Consider the following 19558-nt stretch of genomic DNA (forward strand, 5'->3'; position numbering starts at 1 on the left):
TAGCTTCCCCGGGATACCATGGCAACCATGGCATCAGCAGGCAGCAGCCCCTCCCTTGAAACCAGCGCCGGCACCACCCCAGGTAGCGGCACAGCACCCTGGCAGCGGGCCGCAACTGGAGCCAATTTGCTCTCGTCCGAAGGAACCCTGGGTGTGACCATCTTCGAGGAGATGACAACGCTGGCTCTTTCCACCGGTGCCATCAACCTCGGCCAAGGGTTTCCGGATGAGGACGGTCCCGCTGAGATCAAAGAAGCAGCCCGAGCCGCCATTGCCTCCGGAGCGAACCAGTACGCACCAGGCAAAGGCCTTCCCATACTGAGGGAAGCCATCTCAGCGCACCAGCAAAGGTTCTACGGGTTGACCCCGGATCCTGACACCGAAGTCCTTGTCACCACCGGCGCAACGGAAGCAATCGCAGCCACCCTGCTCGCCTTCATCCAGCCCGGCGACGAGGTTCTGACCTTCGAACCTTTTTACGATTCCTACGGGGCCATCATCGGTATGACCGGTGCCACGCATGTCACCGCTCCCCTGCTGGCCCCGGATTTCCTTCCCGACCTGTCAACTCTCGAAAGCTCGTTCAGTACCCGGACCAAGCTTGTGCTCCTGAACAATCCCCACAACCCCACAGGCGCGGTCTTTCCCCATCATGTCCTGGCGAAGATCGTGGAGCTGGCCGCCAAGTACGGCGCCATCATCGTCAGCGACGAAGTCTACGAACACTTGACCTTCGGCGTTCGCCACATCCCCATCACGTCCCTTCCGGGAGCCGCCGAGCGGACCATCACCATCTCCTCCGCCGGGAAGACCTTCTCCTTCACTGGCTGGAAAATCGGGTGGCTCAGCGGACCGGAGCAGCTGGTATCGGCCGTTCGCACCGTCAAGCAGTTCCTGACCTACAGCTCGGGTACCCCCTTCCAGGGGGCCATTGCCGTGGGTCTTGGCCTTCCGGACGAGTTCTACGCAGGCATCGCGGAGACACTCCAGCACAAACGCGACATCCTGGCCGATGGGCTGCGTGCTGCCGGGTTCGGGGTATACCAACCCAGCGGCACCTATTTCATCAACGTGGACACCTCCCCCTTGGGTATCCGCGATTCCGTGGACCTCGCGCGGCGACTTCCGGGGTTGGTTGGAGTAGCCGCTATTCCAGTGCCTGTGTTCTGCCATCCTGAGGGAGCTGAGCGCACCCGAAGCTTGCTGCGCTTCGCCTTCTGCAAAAAGACCGACGTCCTGGAAGAAGCCGCGGGACGCCTCGCCTCACTCAAGGACCGGCTCTGAGTACCACCGGACCCGGCCGCCACGTCGCCTCACGGTACCTCCGGACCACGGGACAACACGCCACCATCGAGGCCGATACGCTCATTGAGGGCAGTTTCGTGCTGAGCATCGGCGGAGCTGAGCAATCCCACGTCAACCTCGCGGACCCGGGGGAAATCTTCTACGAGTACCTGCGCAGGATCGGGCACGTGGTGGATTTGGCTGCCGCTCCCGGAGCGCCCATCAGCGCCCTGCACCTGGGTGCAGGCGCTTTGACCCTTGCCCGCTATATCCAGGCGACCCGCCCCGGCTCCCACCAGTACGCGGTGGAACTGGAGCGCGAGCTGCTCGACTTCGTGCTCCAGAAATTGCCCATGCCTGAGGGCACCCACTTGACGACCCACATCGGCGATGCCCGGGATGCCTTGGCTGAGCTGGACGCGGGCGCGGCGTTCGACGTCGTCATTCTCGACATCTTCTCCGGTCCCGAAGCTCCGGCACATCTTGCCTGCCGGGAGTTCTACGAAGAAGCCGCAGCGCGGCTGCGTCCTGGCGGGGTCCTGATCGTCAATGTCGGAGATGAGCCGGCTCTGACCCTGGTGCGCAGCCAGGTGACCGCCCTGCGCGAGGCCATGCCGGACGTCGCCGCCGTCGCCGAAACAGGCATGTTCGACGGCAGATACCCCGGAAATATCATTCTTGTGGGTACTGGCACGAGGTGGTCTCCGGAGTGGACGGCGGAGTTGCTTGCCCGTGGCCCGCATCCAGCGACGGTCCTCACCGGCATGGACCTGGATCGGATTGCCGGCTAGCGTTGCAGCCCCGGACCTAGGACGGTTCGGCGAACCACAACTTGGTTTCGCCATACTTCTTGTCCGCGAAGCATTCCATAGCCTCGGGCCACGCGGGCTCGGGGCTGCGCGAACTGCGCTCCACGACCACCACGCCGCCTTCGTCCACATGGGGCACCAACTTTTCCAACACAGCAGTCAAGGCCGGTTCTTCCAACGGATAGGGCGGATCAAGGAACACCAGGTCCCATAACTCGGCTTCCCGCGCACGTTCCAGGAACGACTCCACCTTGGAACGGTGGACAGCGACCTTTCGGGCGCCCAAAAGTTGGTTCACCAAATCCGCATTGCGCTGGCACACGTCACTCGCTTTGGCGTCAAACTCCACCAGGTCCACGCTGCGGGCACCCCTGCTGGCGCTTTCAATGCCCAAGGCCCCCGAGCCGGCATACAGGTCAAGGACCCGGGCATCGTCAATGACTGCCAGGGACTCCAAGCGCGAAAAGAGCGCTTCCTTCACCCGGTCCGTCGTTGGCCGCGTAGCGGTCCCCGGGACGCTGGTCAGCGGGTTCCCGCCGCCTACCCCGGCAATGATCCGGCTCACAGGGGCACGTCCGTAGCTGACGCACCGCACTGGTCGCTGGTGGCTGGAACTCTAACCGCGTTCAAGGAACGCCTCCTTCTCGGGGTTCAAGTATTCGTCAATGGCTGCCGCGAGTGCCGGCTGGTGCTGGAGGGCAGGGTCCTCGGCTACCAGGCTTTGGGCGTCGGCGCGTGCGCGGGCGATGATCTCGGCATGTTCCAGGACCCGGAGCAACTTCAGCGTGGAACGCCCGCCGGATTGCGAGGCACCCAGGATGTCGCCTTCACGTCGGAGCTTCAAATCTTCCTGGGAAAGTTCGAAGCCATCTGTGGTTGACGCCACTGCCTCAAGCCGCCGGCGGCTCGGGTGTCCGGGCTCCAACGTGGTCACCAGCAGGCAAGTGCCGGGCAGTCCGCCACGGCCCACCCGGCCACGGAGCTGGTGAAGTTGTGAGATTCCGAAGCGGTCGGCGTCCAGGATCACCATCAGCGTGGCGTTATGGACATCGACCCCCACCTCGATAACCGTGGTGGAAACGAGCACCTTGACGTGGTTGGCCGCGAAAGATGCCATGGTCTCGGACTTCACCTGCGGGTCCTGCCGCCCATGGAGTGGCGCTACCGGCACGCCGGCCAAAGCCGGCTCCTGCAAGAGGCTTTCGACGACGGCCGTCACCGATGCGAGCTCCCGTGCCGATCCTTCGTCCGCGAGGTCCGCGTCGCTGGGTTCCGCTTCTCCCGGACTGAAGTCGCCGTCGTCGTCCGTTCCGATCTTGGGGCACACCACGTACACCTGATGGCCCGACTCGACTTCTTCCCGGGACCGCTTCCAAATGCGGTCCACCCAGCCGGGGTTCTCGACCAGTCCCACCACATGCGTGGTGATGGGGGCCCGACCGGCGGGTAACTCATCCAGGATGGAGGTTTCAAGGTCTCCAAACACCGTCATCGCCACTGTGCGGGGAATAGGCGTCGCCGTCATGACCAGCAGGTGGGGTGGACGCTGGGCTTTTGCCCGGAGGGCGTCACGTTGCTCCACGCCAAAACGGTGCTGTTCATCGACCACAATAAGGCCGAGGTCCTGGAAGCTGGTCTTGTCACTCAGCAAAGCGTGGGTGCCGATGACGATGCCGGCGTTTCCCGAGGCAGCGTCCAACATGGCTTGCTTGCGCGCCGCGGTGGGCATGGAACCGGTCAGCAGCGTCACCTGGACGGACTCCTGCGACGAGTCCCCGCCGAGCATTCCTGCTCCACCGAAAACATGGTCCCGAGCCAACGACCCCAAGGTCCGGCGGATGGAGTGGAAATGCTGGGCTGCCAAGACTTCGGTCGGTGCCAACAGTGCAGCCTGGCCACCGGCATCCACCACCTGCAACATGGCACGAAGGGCAACGATCGTTTTTCCCGAACCCACTTCGCCCTGCAGCAGCCGGTTCATGGGCGAGTCCCGTGCCAGTTCTTCAGCAAGGGTCTTTCCGACGGCGGACTGTCCAGCCGTCAAGGTGAACGGCAGGTTCCGGTCAAAGGCGCTGAGCAGGCCGTCGGCGCGGGGTCGGCGTGCCGTGGCTTCCTCAGCTGCCAGCTGCGCCCGTCGCCGCGCCAAGGCCGTTTGCAGGACCAGTGCTTCCTGGTACCGGAAGCGCTCCTGAGCCCTTTGCCAGTCGTTCGCAGTCTCCGGTGAATGGATCAGGCGGTAGGCTTCGGCCACGCTCAGCAGCCCATCCCGTCGGACGATGCCTGCCGGAAGGGGATCTTCCAGGGCATCAAGATCCATGGTCTCGAGCAAAGCGGTGACCACCTTGTGGATGGACCAACTCGTCAGCTTGGCGGTCGCGGGATAGACCGGGATGGGCATGGCGGCAAGCTTTTCGGGATCCATGGAGCCCTCGGCTTCCGGGTCCTCGTCCAGCAACAGGAAGTCCGGGTTGGTCAGGCCGAGTGCCCCGCCATAGCGGCTTACCTTGCCGGAGAACATGGCCCGGCGACCTGGCTGGAGTTCCGCCTTGGCCCGGAAACCATTGAAGAAGCTGACCTTCAACGTGCCTTGGACACTGCTTCCGCCGGCTTCGTCTGTCACCACCACGTCCGTGATGGAGCCTCGACGGGCCCGCATTTGGCGGGTGCTGTTGGACAGGACCCGGGCAATAAGCGTGACTTCCTCGTCCAGCGGGAGGTTGCTGATGGGCGTCAGCTCGCCACGGCTCAAGTACCGGCGCGGAAAGTAGTTCAGCAAGGCGCCCGTGGTTTTGAGTCCCAGATGCTTCTCAATGACTGCTGCGGACCGCTTGCCGATTCTGCGCTCGAGGGGTAGTTCCAGCTCAGTAATCATGCCGTGACTGGCCTGTAACGCTGGGCTCCTGCGATGCCGGATCCTGGTCGTCGCCGCGCGGCAGGGCCAATTGGCTGACGGCAATGTCCGTAGGCTCCCCCAGCGAACGAATCAGTGCTACCGCCGGATCGGGATCGGGGACGTGGACATGGACTCTCCACCGGTAGCTTGCTTCGACCGTGGATTCATCGTCATCGTCATCCTGGCCCCGCGCGCCGCCCACTTGGCTCATGATGACCGAATCACCCATCTCGTCCAGGCGTTGCCGAAGGATGGCTGCATTGAGCGGCGAAAGATTGATGGTGCACATGACTTCCACGCCGTCATCGGCCGGCATGTGCTCATGGATGTGGGGGTCCTGCAGCTTGTAGCCGTGCAGTCCGTCCAGGAGTTCGTCCTGCAGTTCTTCACCCAGGACAGCGGCACGGAGGCAGTCCAGGACCAGCAGCATGCCAACACCACCGGCGTCCACCACATGGGCTTCCTGCAACTGCGCGAGTTCGTCCTCCGTGCGGACGACGGCTTGGAAGGCCGCTTCCACGACGGCGTCGAGCGCCAGGCCCAGGGCATGGTTGCTGTCGTCGGAGTTTTGGGAGGCATCAACGGCCTGGGCCGCGTCCGAGGCCGCTTCCAGGACCGAGAGCATGGTCCCGGCGACAGGTTCGCTCAAGGCCGACCAGGCCCGGATTTGGGCCCTGTTCAGGGCTGTGGCGAGCAACGGCGCGCTCAGCCGCGATTTACCTGCCAGCGGCTCGGCAGCGGCACACAGGAAGACGGCGAACAGCGTTCCCGAATTTCCCCGTGCCTGTTCCATGGCGGCCTGCCCGGCACGCGACAAAACCGCGCCGACGTCGCTGCCGGTCTCGGTGGAGTCAGGCGCGGGGCCATCAAGGGCCGACACCGCTGCACGAACCGTGAGGTACAGGTTGGTGCCGGTATCGCCGTCGGCAACAGGGAAGATGTTGATCGCGTTCAGGCGATCGCTATGGTTGCCAAGGACCACCTCCGCCTTGCCGAGCCAACGTTTCATGGCGTGCGCATTCGCGGCGATCTTAGTCTGCAAAGTGATCCCATCCAACGGTGTCAGCAGCTTGCCCGGCGATCCGGACGCCGCTGCCTGGCGGCTCGACAACGGCTTGAACTGAGCCTATCGCAGTGAACCCCCGTGGCAGCTGAATTGAGGGCGGGAACGTAGCCAGCAATCCGTGGTCCTCTCCCCCGCCAAGGACCCAGGGCATCGCGTCACAGCCCAGCGAGGCAGCCGCTGGTTCCAACGGCAGGGCATGGGCTTTCAGGGCCACCGGGTCGAAATCAAGGATCACGTTGCTGGCCGCAGCGAGCCTGCCGCCGTCGCGAAGAAGTCCGTCGGAGATGTCCATCATCGCGGTGGCACCGGTTTGGGCAGCCAATGGTCCCGCCGCCAGAGGGGGTTTCGGCCGGCACTGGCTGTCGACCAAGCCCCGCAATTCCAGGCCCAGGTTGTCGATGGGAACCTCGCTCTCCAACAGCGCCCAGCCGGCCGCAGCCCGCCCCAAGGTCCCCGCAACCGCAATGACGTCCCCGGCCCTGGCGCCCGATCGAAGTACCGGCGGCAGTCCGCCGAGCGTCCCGACGACGGCGACAGTCACCGCAAGCTCGCGACCCCTTCCGAGATCCCCACCTGCAACGGAGCAGTCCGGGACGCCCAGCCCGATGATTGCCGCGGTAAGGCCATCGGCGAAGGCTTCGACCCACTCGACCGGCGTGGCCGGGGGCATGGTCAGGCTGACGACCAAGGAGGTCGCGCTGCCGCCCATGGCATTGATATCGCTCAGGTTCTGCGCTGCTGCCTTCCATCCGACGTCGTAGCCGGTGGTCCGGTACCCGTTGTTCCACTCCAGCCTGAAATCCTGGTCCTGGGTTTGGGTGTCGATGGACAACAGGGTGCGGCCATCAGGGGACGCGATCAGGGCAGCATCGTCCCCCGGACCCAGCAGGATTCCGGGGCTGTGGTTCAGGCGCGGAAAGATCCTGGCGAGGAGCTCGGATTCCGAAAGGTCTTGGACGGTCAAGTGTTCTGCGGGCACGGCTCTACGCTATCGCGATCCTCCGACAGAATAATGCCGCGTACCTGTTCCATGGCATGTGCGGGAATGTGACCCGGAATACGCGAATCTGCCCCGCGGTCCACGCGGGATAGGCTGGATGAATGCACCGAAAGACGTTCCGCCGGACAGCCGTGGCCCTTTGCTTGGCCTCTGCGTCCGCCCTTGCTTTGTCGGCTTGTTCTCCCGCCGTTGATGTCACAGCTGCCACAGACGCCGCCAATCCTGCCTGCGCGCCGATGATGGTTGCCCTGCCCGATCAGATCGGCGATGCCGCGCTCCGCAAGACCAACAGCCAAGCCACGGCGGCATGGGGCGACCCCTCCCAGGTCATCCTTCGGTGCGGAGTGAATGTTCCTGGACCCACTACCGACCGCTGCGTGAGCGTCAACAACATCGACTGGGTCATCAAGGAAGGCGATCCCGTCTACACCCTCACCACGTTTGGCCGCGAACCAGCCACCGAGATCCTGATCGATCCAGTCAAGCTGGAAGCGGCGAACATCAGCTCCGCCACTGTCCTGACCGAGCTCGCGGCTGCGGTAGGAAAAATCAAGGCGACCGGCAAATGCGTAGGCCAGGAAGACCTGCAGAACCTGCCGACCAGCAAGTAGTCGCGGTTCTGCAGGCCCGCCGGTTAGCGCAGACCCGTCTTGCGTGTCAGCGCCAGCTGAATGAGTTCGTCGATCAACTCGCCGTAGGCCAGGCCTGACGCCGCCCACATTTGCGGGTACATGCTCTTGGGCGTGAATCCCGGCATGGTGTTGATCTCATTGATGATCAGCTCACCGGCAGGGGTGTAGAAAAAGTCCACACGGCTGAGTCCTTCAGCTCCAACTGCGTCAAAAGCGACTGCAGCCAGTTCCCGTACCCGGCTGATGGCTTCTTCAGGCATCTCGGCCGGGCAGCTCAATGCTGCCGCTCCATCCTCAACGTATTTGGCGGCAAAATCATAGAACTGGTGCTCCCCGGCGGCCACGGCGATTTCCCCGGGCATGGAGGTCCGGGGGGCGTCGGTGCCGCGTCCCTGGAGAACGGCACATTCGATCTCGCGACCCACAATGCCGGCTTCGATGACCAGCTTCAGGTCATGTCGGCGGGCTTCTTCAATGGCGGCGTCGAGGCCCTCCAGGGAATCCACTTTGGAGATTCCCATGGACGAACCTGCCCGGGCAGGCTTGACGAACACCGGGAACCCGAGCTTGTCCACGCGTTTCCGCACAGCTTCGGGATCGGTCAGCCACTCGCGGTCCGTGACGGCAACGTACGGGCCGACGCTCAGGCCTACGGATTCGAACACCACCTTCATGAAGTGCTTGTCCATCCCCACCGCGGAGGCCAGGACGCCGGCGCCCACGTAGCGTGTGTCGGAGAGTTCCAGGAGTCCTTGAATGGTTCCGTCTTCGCCCCACGGCCCATGAAGCAGCGGGAACACAACGTCCACAGAGCCCAGCTCCTGGGGAACGGCGTTGGGTTCGGTCACGATGAGCTGGTGTTCCCCACCGACTTCAGCCAACGTAACCGTCTGGCCCGACGGCGCTACTTCGGGAAGCGCCGCGGAGCTCAGGGACCACTGACTGGTATCCCCGGAAGCCAGGACCCATTGCCCCGACTTGGCGATGCCAATGGGGATGACCTCGTATTTGGTTTTGTCGATGGCGCCCATGACACCTGCCGCAGTGACACAACTGACGGCGTGCTCGCTGGAGCGCCCACCAAAGAGAACCGCTACGCGGGGGCGGCCCGACGCAGTGTTGGAGTTATTTATCGCCATCAGTAGTCGCCTTCGGACTTCAGGGCCCGGGCCAACAATCGTGGTCCCAGGTCATCAACGGACATTCTGCCTTCCAGCACCGCAACAACAGCTGCTGTGATGGGCATTTCAACGTTCAATTTGCCTGCCAGCTCGTGCACGGCCAGACCGGATTTAATGCCTTCGGCCGTCTGCGTCATCTGCTCTGCGACCTGTTCAAGGCTGAGCCCTTCGCCGAGCAAGCGGCCGGCAGTGTGATTTCGCGACAACGCTGACGAGCAGGTGGCCACCAGGTCACCCAGCCCGGCAAGCCCGGCCATGGTGTGCGCTTCTCCGCCGAGGGCCAGGGCAAGCCGGGACGTCTCGGCAAGTCCTCGCGTGATGACCGAAGCTTTGGTGTTGTCACCCATCTGCCGGCCTTCGCAAATCCCCACGGCAAGCGCGATGACATTCTTGACGATCCCGCCGATCTCCACACCCACGACATCCGTGCTGGTGTAGGGCCGGAAGTAGGGTGCGGTGCAGCACAAAGCAATCGCCGCGGCGGTATCTGCATCACTGCAGGCCACGACGGACGCGGTTGGTTGTTCCCTGGCGATTTCCATGGCCAGATTGGGGCCTGAAACCACTGCTACCCGGGAAGCTGGAAGCCCTAGCTCCTGTGCAATGACTTCGCTCATCCGGGCATCGGTGCCCAGTTCCAAACCCTTCATCAGGGACACCACCACTGCGTCGGGGGCCAACAAAGGCTTCCACTCACCCAGTTGCGGCCGCAGGGACTGGGCCGGCACGGCGAGGACCACCAGGGTTGCGTCTTTGAGCACCTCCGCCACATCCGTTGACGCGGCGACGCTTGCCGGAAGCTCGATGTCCTTCAGGTATTGCCCGTTGCGGTGGAGGGAGTTGATTTGTTCCACGACCTCGGGCCGGCGGCCCCAGATCCGGATGGTGCGTTCGACGCCGGCCGCCGCTGCAGCATCGGCAAGAATCTTGGCGAACGTGGTGCCCCACGACCCGGCACCCAAAACCGCCACGATGTCCGGCGTCTGGACAGGGTTTTGGAGAATGGTCATTTACCTTCCTCAGGTTCCGGTGCGTCAGAGGATCCGCGCTCAACGAAGCGGCCGTGCTTGGACTGTTTGTGAACGGCCGGATCCCAGCGCTCTGCGGGAGCCGGCTCATCGCGCAGCGTAGCCAGAAGCCCCGTAATGGCATCCATGATCACTTCAGTTGCCTCGGTCAGTGTGGCGCGGTCCATGGGCCGGCCGGCAAAAGCACTGAGGTCCACCGGTTTCCCGACGAGCACCCGCACCGTTTTGCGCGGGAAGATGTGGAAACGCTTGGCGTAGCGAGGGAAGACTTCCTGCGCACCCCAATGGGCCATCGGCACCACGGGCGCACCTGTCTGCAGCGCAAGCCTGGCCGCCCCGGTGTGTCCCTTCATCGGCCACAGATCGGGGCCCCGGGTCAACGTTCCTTCGGGATAGATGATGATGGCACCGCCGGCGTCGACCACCTCTTTGGCCACTTGCAGCGAGCGGTTGGCTCCCGCCGTCGAGCGTTCGACCGGTATCTGTTTGGTGGCATGCAGCAAGGCCCCCAGCACGGGCACCTTGAAAAGGCCCTTCTTCGCCAGGAAGTGGGGCGGACGCTGCTGGTTGTACACCATGTGCCCGATCACGATGGGATCGATTTCGGTGCAGTGGTTGGGCGCGGCAATGAAGCCACCGGGTGGAAGGTTCTCCACGCCTTCCCATTTCTTCGCCATCAAGAGGTTCATCAACGGGCGTGCGAGGCCCGCCAGCAGCATGAACGTGGCACGGCTCTTGGCCGATTCCTTCAAAGGATCCCCCGCTACTTGGTGGTGGTGATATCGAAATCGGCGCCCAGGCCGGCCAACTTCTCCGTGAAGCGCTCATAACCGCGGTTAATGATGTCGATGCCAGTCACCCGGGAGGTGCCCGTGGCAGCCAGCGCGGCGATGAGGTGGCTGAAGCCGCCCCGGAGATCCGGAATATCGATGTCCGTGCCCCGAAGCGGGGTGGGGCCCGAGATCACCGCGGAGTGAAGGAAATTCCGCTGTCCGAACCTGCACGGGACGCTTCCCAGGCACTCACGGTGCACCTGGATGTTCGCGCCCATCCGGGCCAGGGCCTCCGTGAACCCGAACCGGTTCTCATAGACGGTCTCGTGGACGATCGACACGCCTTCGGACTGCGTCAGGGCGACGACGAGGGGCTGCTGCCAGTCCGTCATGAAGCCGGGGTGTACGTCCGTTTCCAGGACGAGCGGAGAGAGTTTGCCGCCCTGGTGGTAGAAACGGATGCCGTCGTCGCCGATGTCCATCCCTCCGCCTACCTTGCGGTACGTGTTCAGGAACGTCATCATGTCGCGCTGGGACGCGCCTTCGACGAAGATATCGCCCCGGGTCACCAGCGCAGCGGACGCCCATGAAGCGGACTCGTTGCGGTCCGGCAGAGCCCGGTGGTTGTATCCCCGAAGATCCTTGACACCTTCGATCCTGATGGTGCGGTCCGTCTGGACGCTGATGATCGCACCCATTTTTTGCAGGACCGCGATGAGGTCGATGATTTCGGGCTCCGTTGCGGCCCCAATGAGTTCAGTGATGCCCTCGGCACGCGTTGCGCTGAGCAGCACCTGCTCCGTGGCGCCAACTGACGGATACGGCAGGGAGATCTTCGCTCCATGGAGGCCGTGGGGTGCCGAGATGTGGATGCCGCCCGGGCGCTTTTCCACCACGGCGCCGAACTGGCGGAGCACGTTCAAGTGGTAGTCAATGGGCCGGTCGCCGATCTTGCAGCCGCCCAGGTCAGGGATGAAGGCCTCGCCGATGGCGTGGATCAAGGGTCCACACAACAGGATGGGAATCCTGGAGTCCCCGGCATGGGCGTCGATGGCTGTACTGGACGCCGTCTTGGCGTCCTTGGGATCCAAGGTCAGGTCACCCGTCACCGGATCCTTCGCGACGGTCACACCATGCAACTTCAGCAGGCTGGTGACAACCTCGACGTCCTTGATTTCCGGCACGTTCCTCAGCACCGATGGTTCGCTGCCCAGCAACGCCGCCACCATGGCTTTTGGCACCAGGTTCTTGGCACCGCGAACGGTCACTCGTCCGGTCAACGGGACGCCACCGCGGATTGTCAGAACACTACTCATCTATACCGGTTTCCTCACGACTACTCGCCCCCCAAACTTACAAAGGCTCCAGCTAAGCATAGAAGCTCGCGTTACCGAACCGAAATGGACGCACCCGGCGCCGTACGGATCAGGCATCAGCTGGACGCCGACGAAAAAGGACCGGCGGACACTCCCTGAGGGTGTCCACCGGCCCATCGACCACAGCACTGCGGCCTCAGCGTGAGGCGTTATTCAGCGTCGACTTTCGCGGGAAGCGTCGTCGGCTTGAAGGACGGACGCGTCGCCTCGTAAGCCGTGATGTCCTCCTCATGCTGAAGGGTCAGGCCAATGTCATCGAGGCCTTCCAGGAGGCGCCACCGGGTGTAATCGTCGATGTCGAACGGAGCTACGATATTGCCGCACTCGACGGTCTTGCTGACCAGGTCCACCTTGACCTCGGCGCCGGGATTGTTTTCCAGGACCTTCCAGATCAGTTCAATGTCATCCTGGGCCACCTGCGCCGCGAGCAGTCCCTGCTTGCCCGAGTTGCCACGGAAGATGTCGGCAAACCGCGAGGACAGCACGGCCTTGAATCCGTAGTCCTTCAGTGCCCAAACGGCGTGCTCACGGGATGAACCCGTTCCGAAGTCCGGTCCGGCTACCAACACGGAACCTGCCGTGAACGGGGCCTGGTTGAGGATGAAGGATTCGTCCTTGCGCCATGCTGCGAAGAGGGCGTCTTCGAAGCCTGTGCGGGTGATTCGCTTGAGGTAGACAGCGGGGATGATCTGGTCCGTGTCAACGTTGCTTTGGCGCAGCGGCACGCCGATTCCGGTGTGGGTGGTGAATGCTTCCATGGTGATCCTCCTAGACTGCGGTTCCGGTCAGGGTGCCGGCCGTTGCGGACTCAAGGTCCGACGGCGAGCTCAGCGTGCCACGCACGGCTGTAGCTGCGGCCACGACGGGTGAGACCAGGTGTGTCCGTCCACCCTTGCCCTGACGACCCTCAAAGTTGCGGTTGGACGTTGACGCGCAGCGCTCCCCCGGTTCGAGCTGGTCCGGGTTCATTCCCAAGCACATGGAGCAGCCGGCAAAGCGCCATTCGGCACCGAATTCCTTGAAGACCTTGTCCAGGCCTTCAGCTTCGGCCTCCAATCGGACGCGGGCGGATCCGGGAACCACGAGCATGCGGACCTTGGGATCCTTTTCGCGGCCGCGGATGATGTCCGCGGCAGCGCGGAGGTCCTCGATGCGGGAGTTGGTGCAGGAGCCCAGGAAGACAGTATCCACGCGGATGTCCTTCATGGGCGTACCGGCTTCCAGCCCCATGTACTGCAGGGCGCGCTCGGCAGCAGCCTTGGCGTTCTCATCGCCGAAGTCCTCCGGGGACGGAACCCTGGCCGAGAGGGAAACACCCTGGCCCGGGTTGGTCCCCCAGGTCACGAATGGCTCCAGGGTGTCCGCGTCCAGGTCGACTTCGACGTCGAAGGCCGCGTCAGCGTCGGTGTGGAGCGTGTTCCAATACTCGACGGCGGCATCCCAGTCAGCGCCCTGCGGCGCGTGCGGACGGCCCTGCATGTAGTCATAGGTGGTCTGGTCCGGAGCCACCATGCCCGCACGGGCGCCGGCCTCGATGGACATGTTGCAGATTGTCATCCGGGCGTCCATGGACAGTGCGCGAATGGCCGATCCGCGGTATTCCAGGACGTAGCCCTGCCCGCCGCCGGTGCCGATTTTGGCAATGACGGCAAGGATGATGTCTTTGGCGCTGACGCCGGGGCGCAGGGTGCCTTCAACATTGATGGCCATCGTCTTGAACGGCTTCAAGGACAGCGTCTGCGTCGCCATGACGTGCTCAACTTCGGACGTGCCGATACCCATGGCCAGCGCACCGAAGGCGCCATGCGTTGAGGTGTGGGAGTCGCCGCAGACCACGGTCATGCCGGGCTGCGTCAGGCCCAGCTGCGGGCCGACTACGTGCACGATGCCTTGCTCCTTGTCCCCCAGCGAGTGGAGGCGGACACCGAATTCCTTGCAGTTGGCACGCAGGGTTTCGATCTGGGTGCGGCTGGTGAGGTCGGCAATGGGCTTGTCGATGTCAAGAGTGGGAGTGTTGTGGTCCTCGGTGGCAATCGTGAGGTCCACGCGACGCAGGGGCCGGCCAGCCAGGCGCAGGCCTTCAAAGGCCTGGGGGGACGTTACTTCGTGGACCAGGTGAAGGTCGATGAAGAGAAGATCGGGCTGGGCGTTGGCTCCTTCGCCTTCACCTTTGCGCACTACGTGCGCGTCCCAGACTTTCTCGGCCAGTGTCTTTCCCACGGCCTTGCTCCCTTCACTGCGTTGGCATGTTGCGTTGTTCTTCGCCCACTGAACTGTGGTCTTCTTCCACTGAAGCAGCACCGCTGCAAGATAGGCCAGCGAAAGAACTTGCATCTCAGATATTGAGACGGCAATATCATTACATGGACAATTCTAGTGGAGTCGGTGTCATTGATAAAGCGGCCCAGGTACTCGATGCCCTCGAGGCCGGGCCCACGACACTCGCGCAACTTGTAGCGGCTACGGGCCTTGCCCGGCCTACGGTTCACCGGCTCGCGCTGGCACTGGTCCACCACCGGTTGGTGAGCCGCGACATCCAGGGCCGCTTCGTCCTGGGAAGCAGGCTGGTGGAGTTGGCCTCCGCCGCCGGCGAAGACCGGCTTATCGCTTCAGCCGGCCCTGTCCTCATCCAGTTGCGTGACGCGACCGGCGAAAGCGCCCAAATCTTCCGCAGGCAAGGCGACTGGCGTGTCTGCGTCGCCTCGGCCGAACGCCCCATCGGGCTGCGCGACACCATTCCCGTAGGCACCCAATTGTCCATGAAGGCGGGCTCCGCCGCCCAGGTCCTGCTGGCATGGGAAGACCATGACCGCTTGCTGGAAGGCCTTCAAAACGCCCGCTTTACGCCCACCGTACTGGCAGGAGTACGACGCCGGGGCTGGGGTCAGAGCCTCGGCGAACGCGAACCCGGGGTCGCCTCGGTATCGGCCCCGGTACGTGGTCCGTCCGGAAGGGTGATCGCGGCCGTATCAATTTCAGGACCGATTGAACGCCTCACCCGCCAGCCGGGGCGCCTGCACGCCGAAGTGGTCTGCAACGCCGCCCGGGTGCTGACGGAAGCCCTGCGGAAGAACAACGACTAGGTTCAGCATGCACAACTATGCCGTCTTTCTCCGGGGCATCAATGTCGGTGGCATCAACATCAAGATGGCCGACCTCAAGGCAGCGCTCCAGGAGTACCCGTTCTCCAAGGTCAAAACCCTGCTGGCCAGCGGAAACGTGGTGCTGCAGAGCGAACTCAGCGCCACGGACGTCAAGGCACAGTTCGAGAAGTGCCTGCGGGAAACGTTCGGATACGACGCCTGGGTAGTGGTGCTCACGGCAACGAGGGTGGGTGAACTCGTGGACGCCTGTCCGTACCCGGCAGACGATACCTCCACGCACAGCTACATCACCCTGGCCTCCGACAGTGCGATGCTTGATGAACTCTTCGCGGCCGGCGAGGCCCTTGGCGGTGTGGAGCAGGTGCGTCTTGGACCGGAAGCCTCGGCGTGGCTCGCTCCGGCCGGCGGCACGCTTGACAGCCCTTTCAGCAAGCTCTCCGCCAAAGCACGCTACAAAGCCGGCACCACCACCAGGAACCTCCGTACCCTGATCAAAGTCAGGGACGCGGCAGCGGCACTCTAAGCCGAACGTGCCTCCTGCAGGGCAGCATTGAAGGCTTTCAAGCGCGTGATTTCCACGTCCACAGGTTCCACAATCGATTGCTCGGCGACGGCTGCCACTGCGGCCCTCAACCTCTTTGCTGCGCCGGACGCACGGGCTCTCGCCGCCCAGCCACCCAGGATCCTGCCGGCAATGGCCAGGACAATGCCCAGCACCACACCTGCGGCGACCATGAGCGTGGGCCAGGGCCAGCCCTCTGTCCGCGGCACCTCAGGGACGGGCATCTGGAAATAACCCAGCGCGGCCAGGACACCGAGCCAGCCGAGGCCGCCCAGGGCCAGCAAAAGCGCCAGCCATTGGAGGGCATTGAAGAGTACCCACCACAGAGGCCGCTTCGTCGCTTTCAGGTCCGTACCGGCAATAGCCTGATCCAACGCATCGGGCAGCTGCTCCCGGCCGTCCCGTGCTGCGCCACGAATGGCTGCGCGCCACGGGCCGGGAGCGCCAAAGGATGCATCATCGGCAAAATCCCTGACTGCCGCGTCCGTCCTGGCACGCTCGGGTGCGCCTGCTGGAGGCAAGGATGTCCGGCTGAGCTCAGGCCGGGTGTCGGCTTTGCCCAGGTTCAACCGGCGCAGGGGGTCGGGCCGGAAACGCAAAAGCCACCGCGTCACAGGCCACCCCGTTCTCTTGGCTGACTCCCTCTTGAAGGATCGCTCAACGGCGTCCACCACGACCGGCACGTTTGCCGCCGTCGCCAATTCAGCGGCGAGGCGGGCCTTGGCGCTTCCCTTGATGCCGCGGGCTTCGCCTTCGCCGGAAGCGAGGGCCAGCTCAGCGGCAGCCTTCGCTACATCCGCCGCCAGGCGCTGCGTGGTGGCCTCCCGCTGGAGGACAACGTTCCTGATCGCCCCGCGCACAGTATCGACGCCGTCGCCCGTCACCGCGGACGCGCCAATAACGCGGACCTTCTCCAGGCCATCACGGGCCAGGATTCCTTCCAATGACCGCATCACAGCCGAGGCATCGCCAGGGCCCAGGGTGTCCGTCTGGTTGAGCACGACCAAGGTGACGGCGCCGTGGGACGCCATGGGCCGAAGGAAGTCATTGTGCACCGCGGCGTCAGCATACTTTTGGGGGTCCAGCACCCAGACAAGGACGTCAACCATGCCCACCATCCTTTGGACGATTTCCCGGTTTTCCACCCGCGTCGAGTCAAAGTCCGGCAAGTCCAGGAGTACGAGTCCACTGTTCCCATCGGCCAATCCCGAAACGGGCGGCAGCGCGTGCCGCTCCTTGACGTCCAACCAGTCGAGCAGGGGTCCACTGCCGTCTTCACCCCAGATGCCTGCAAGAGCCTGGGACGTTGTGGGGCGTCGGGCGGTGGCCGTGGCCAGTTCTGTGCCGGACACGGCATTGAACAACGATGACTTTCCGCTGCCGGTAGCCCCGAAAAAGCCCACCACTGTGTGTTCTGCGGACAAAGACCGCCGGGAGGCGGCACGCTCAAGGACGTCATAGACTTCTTGCAATTCCTGATCCGGAAGCACGCCCTCGGCGAGTTCCCGGGCAGTGTTCAAGGATTCCAGGCGGCGCTGCAGCTGGGAAAACTCGCGGACCTGGCTGTGGCGGCTCATGCGGCATCCGCCAGCCGGCGCAGCGCCTTGGCGTGGCCGGCGAGGTGGTTGCCGGAGCTGGGATGGGCAGCTTCAAGCCGGCTGAGGAACCGTTGCCGCTCGCCGTCAAGCAGCCGCTGGCATTGTGTGTGCAGGTCATCCCTTGCTTGCTGCGCCAAACGGCGGACCGCATCTTCGCCGAACACAGCCTCGAGCAGCTTCTGGCCAACCACTGCCGTACCACCGGCGATACCGATTTCCAGGCCGCTCAAGCCCGCAGTCATGGAGAACACCACCACCATGAGAGCTGCACCAAGACCATTGACGCCGAAGGACAACCACCGGGCCTGGGTGCGTTTCCCCTGGCCCTGCGTTCGGATCATCTCCATCAGCCCCTCCTGCCAGGACCGGATGGCCGCAGCGGCCTTCGCATCGAAGCCGGCGCTCGTTCCGGACAGGTCATCGACGCCGAGCAGTTGACGGCCCGCGGCGTCCAAGCGCCATCGCCTGTCCACGTTTTCTGCCGCGTTGGCGGCTTCATCGAGGATCACGGCCTGCAGCCCGGTTTCGATGGCCGTCTCGACCTTCACAGCGGGAGCGGGTTCGCCACGGAAAAAGGCTCCCACACGGTCGCGGAAACGGCCGATGTTCTGCTCGACTACCCGGAAGAACTCCCCCGTTCCCACGAAGTCCTGCCACCGTGCCAGGACTTCACCCCGGAGCAGCGCACCGTCTTTGGTCGCCTCAAGGATGCGTGAGAGTGCTTGCTCATATTCCGCGACGCAGCTGGCCTGCAGTTCACGGGCGGCTGCATCCTGCGCTGCGGCGGCGTCGGCGATTCCTTCCAAACGGACGCTGACCGATTTCACGGCTCCGTTGAGTGTCCGCCTGGCAACCTCCGCCCTTCCCGCAGCGTCGGCTGCCAACGCTCCCAGCCACTGACGCAAGGGATCCACTGACTCCGCGGGAAGCATTCCGAAAGCATCCAAGGCGCTTTCCGGAACAACGAAGAGCTTCGCATCACCGAGCCCCTGCCGGTCCAGCATTGCCTGAAGGTCGGTCCTTACTTCGTCTTCGGCGGCGGGGGGCACGCGGTCCAGGACCACGGCAACGGTGATATCCCGTGAAGCCGCGTCCAGGAGCAGTCGCCACGGGACGGCGTCGGCGTATCGGTTTGCCGTCGTGACGAATACCCACAGGTCGGCCGCCGCCAGCAACTGTCCGGCGAGCCTTCGGTTGTCATCGGAGATCGAATCGACATCGGGCGCGTCCAGAAGCGCGATGCCCTGGGCAACAGAGTCGTGTCCCACCAGCACCAAAGAGGTGATCGCCTGGGCATCCGGGGCGGCCCCTGCCTGATTGGCCGGCACCGGGGTCGACGACACAGTCCCGCGGATACGATCCAGGCTGGGAAGTATCCTGTGGCCTTCAAACCACCCTGCGTCTTGCGGATGGTGCAAAAGAATGGGCTGGCGCGTAGTGGGTCTGATAGCGCCCGCACGGGTTACCGGGTAGCCGACCAGTGCGTTGACCAGCGTGGACTTTCCCGCACCCGTGGAACCGCCGACGACGGCCAGCAGTGGAGCGTCGAGGCTGCGGTACCGGGGAATGACGTAATCGTCGAGCTGCGCCAAGGATTCACGGACCCACCGGCGGGCTTCCTGCGCCTCCGGCACCGCGAGGGGAAGAGTTGTGGCCGCAAGTTCGCTACGGGCAGCTTCCAGGATGTCGACGGCGGCTGCCGCACCTGGCGGCTCTGCAGGCGGTACAGGGTTCGCTGCCGGCACGGGGTCTTCGTTTGCAGTCACAGCATCATCATGCCAGTCAGTTCCCGGCCCCGCGTGCCGGGAAGCGCGCAAAGGACAAAAAGAAATCCCCCGGAACCAGGGTTCCGGGGGATTCGCTGTGACCCCAGCGGGATTCGAACCCGCGTTACCGCCGTGAGAGGGCGGCGTACTAGGCCGCTATACGATGGGGCCTCGCACTTTTTTGTCGCCGTTTCCGGCGATCAAGCTGAATGAGTATTTCATACTTTCAGCTTCGCTCCAAATCGACTCAGCGGCTTGGAGGTTCCGAATTTCCAGTGTATTCACGCGGATTTTCAGAGCTGGGATACCAGGACTCGAACCTAGAATGACGGTACCAGAAACCGTAGTGTTGCCAATTACACCATATCCCAAAGTGACTTTTGGACCGGAGTTCGCCGCTTCAGTTTCCCTCGGCTTTTCCCTCCGTGCCCCTCAGCACGAGTAATGACTCTACCGGAGTCCGGCCACCTGCACAAATCGGAAAGC

At 63.8% G+C, this 19558-nt stretch carries 17 protein-coding genes and 2 tRNA genes; 5 read left to right on the top strand and 14 right to left on the bottom strand.

The window, feature by feature from the left end:
• Positions 1–18 precede the first annotated feature (18 nt).
• Together QF015_RS09085 and QF015_RS09090 are read left to right on the top strand one after the other, a co-directional pair.
• Positions 19–1284: an aminotransferase class I/II-fold pyridoxal phosphate-dependent enzyme gene (locus QF015_RS09085; protein ID WP_429388526.1), complete on the top strand. Its 1266-nt coding sequence runs from the start codon at positions 19–21 to the stop codon at positions 1282–1284.
• Positions 1281–2075, top strand: a complete 795-nt coding sequence (locus QF015_RS09090; RefSeq protein ID WP_429388991.1) for a spermidine synthase — start codon at positions 1281–1283, stop codon at positions 2073–2075. Before QF015_RS09085 ends, QF015_RS09090 begins: the two co-directional genes overlap by 4 nt.
• A gap of 16 nt (positions 2076–2091) precedes the next feature.
• On the opposite strand, the gene rsmD is transcribed toward QF015_RS09090, so the two are convergent.
• From rsmD to thiL, 4 genes are read right to left on the bottom strand one after another with little or no spacing between them, the layout of a single operon-like run.
• Entirely contained in the window at positions 2092–2658 is a 567-nt protein-coding gene (gene rsmD / locus QF015_RS09095) for a 16S rRNA (guanine(966)-N(2))-methyltransferase RsmD (protein WP_310208682.1), read from the bottom strand.
• A 51-nt stretch (positions 2659–2709) separates the two neighbouring features.
• Complete coding sequence (locus QF015_RS09100; RefSeq protein WP_310208683.1) at positions 2710–4965, bottom strand: ATP-dependent DNA helicase RecG; 2256 nt, start codon at positions 4963–4965, stop codon at positions 2710–2712.
• On the bottom strand, positions 4955–5995 hold the full coding sequence (locus tag QF015_RS09105) for a DAK2 domain-containing protein (protein ID WP_310208685.1): 1041 nt from the start codon (positions 5993–5995) through the stop codon (positions 4955–4957). The genes QF015_RS09100 and QF015_RS09105 overlap by 11 nt, the downstream gene beginning before the upstream one ends.
• A 22-nt stretch (positions 5996–6017) precedes the next feature.
• Complete coding sequence (thiL, locus tag QF015_RS09110; protein ID WP_310208687.1) at positions 6018–7031, bottom strand: thiamine-phosphate kinase; 1014 nt, start codon at positions 7029–7031, stop codon at positions 6018–6020.
• A gap of 122 nt (positions 7032–7153) precedes the next feature.
• Between thiL and QF015_RS09115 the strand changes: the two genes are divergently transcribed.
• Positions 7154–7663, top strand: coding sequence for a DUF3515 domain-containing protein (locus tag QF015_RS09115; RefSeq protein ID WP_310208689.1), 510 nt, complete (start codon positions 7154–7156; stop codon positions 7661–7663).
• Positions 7664–7686: 23 nt separating this feature from the next.
• Here the strand turns inward: QF015_RS09115 and QF015_RS09120 are convergent, their stop codons facing one another.
• From QF015_RS09120 to leuC, 6 genes are all read right to left on the bottom strand, one after another.
• Positions 7687–8823: a D-alanine--D-alanine ligase family protein gene (locus QF015_RS09120; protein ID WP_310208691.1), complete on the bottom strand. Its 1137-nt coding sequence runs from the start codon at positions 8821–8823 to the stop codon at positions 7687–7689.
• On the bottom strand, positions 8823–9875 hold the full coding sequence (locus tag QF015_RS09125; protein WP_429388529.1) for an NAD(P)H-dependent glycerol-3-phosphate dehydrogenase: 1053 nt from the start codon (positions 9873–9875) through the stop codon (positions 8823–8825). Before QF015_RS09125 ends, QF015_RS09120 begins: the two co-directional genes overlap by 1 nt.
• Positions 9872–10645, bottom strand: a complete 774-nt coding sequence (locus QF015_RS09130) for a lysophospholipid acyltransferase family protein (RefSeq protein WP_429388531.1) — start codon at positions 10643–10645, stop codon at positions 9872–9874. Before QF015_RS09130 ends, QF015_RS09125 begins: the two co-directional genes overlap by 4 nt.
• A gap of 11 nt (positions 10646–10656) precedes the next feature.
• The gene (murA, locus tag QF015_RS09135) at positions 10657–11982 is read right to left on the bottom strand and encodes a UDP-N-acetylglucosamine 1-carboxyvinyltransferase (RefSeq protein ID WP_310208697.1); all 1326 of its coding nucleotides are present in this window, start codon (positions 11980–11982) and stop codon (positions 10657–10659) included.
• Between the two features lie 209 nt (positions 11983–12191).
• Positions 12192–12800, bottom strand: coding sequence for a 3-isopropylmalate dehydratase small subunit (gene leuD / locus QF015_RS09140; protein ID WP_310208699.1), 609 nt, complete (start codon positions 12798–12800; stop codon positions 12192–12194).
• A gap of 10 nt (positions 12801–12810) precedes the next feature.
• Complete coding sequence (gene leuC, locus QF015_RS09145) at positions 12811–14262, bottom strand: 3-isopropylmalate dehydratase large subunit (protein ID WP_429388534.1); 1452 nt, start codon at positions 14260–14262, stop codon at positions 12811–12813.
• 143 nt (positions 14263–14405) lie between these two features.
• Between leuC and QF015_RS09150 the strand changes: the two genes are divergently transcribed.
• Complete coding sequence (locus tag QF015_RS09150; protein WP_014922101.1) at positions 14406–15125, top strand: IclR family transcriptional regulator; 720 nt, start codon at positions 14406–14408, stop codon at positions 15123–15125.
• Between the two features lie 7 nt (positions 15126–15132).
• Positions 15133–15669 (top strand): DUF1697 domain-containing protein, encoded by a 537-nt coding sequence (locus QF015_RS09155; protein ID WP_429388535.1) that lies wholly within the window; start codon positions 15133–15135, stop codon positions 15667–15669.
• On the opposite strand, the gene QF015_RS09160 is transcribed toward QF015_RS09155, so the two are convergent.
• From QF015_RS09160 to QF015_RS09175, 4 genes are all read right to left on the bottom strand, one after another.
• The gene (locus QF015_RS09160) at positions 15666–17285 is read right to left on the bottom strand and encodes a GTPase (protein ID WP_429388537.1); all 1620 of its coding nucleotides are present in this window, start codon (positions 17283–17285) and stop codon (positions 15666–15668) included. The two genes, QF015_RS09155 and QF015_RS09160, sit on opposite strands and share 4 nt — an antisense overlap.
• Complete coding sequence (locus tag QF015_RS09165) at positions 17282–19072, bottom strand: dynamin family protein (protein WP_429388539.1); 1791 nt, start codon at positions 19070–19072, stop codon at positions 17282–17284. The genes QF015_RS09160 and QF015_RS09165 overlap by 4 nt, the downstream gene beginning before the upstream one ends.
• 98 nt (positions 19073–19170) lie before the next feature.
• Positions 19171–19243: transfer RNA gene (locus QF015_RS09170), tRNA-Glu, on the bottom strand.
• 128 nt (positions 19244–19371) lie between these two features.
• Positions 19372–19443 (bottom strand) — tRNA-Gln (locus QF015_RS09175).
• Positions 19444–19558 lie beyond the last annotated feature (115 nt).

This window comes from Paenarthrobacter sp. TE4293 (assembly GCF_050435325.1).
In the GTDB taxonomy this organism is placed as follows: domain Bacteria; phylum Actinomycetota; class Actinomycetes; order Actinomycetales; family Micrococcaceae; genus Arthrobacter; species Arthrobacter nitroguajacolicus_C.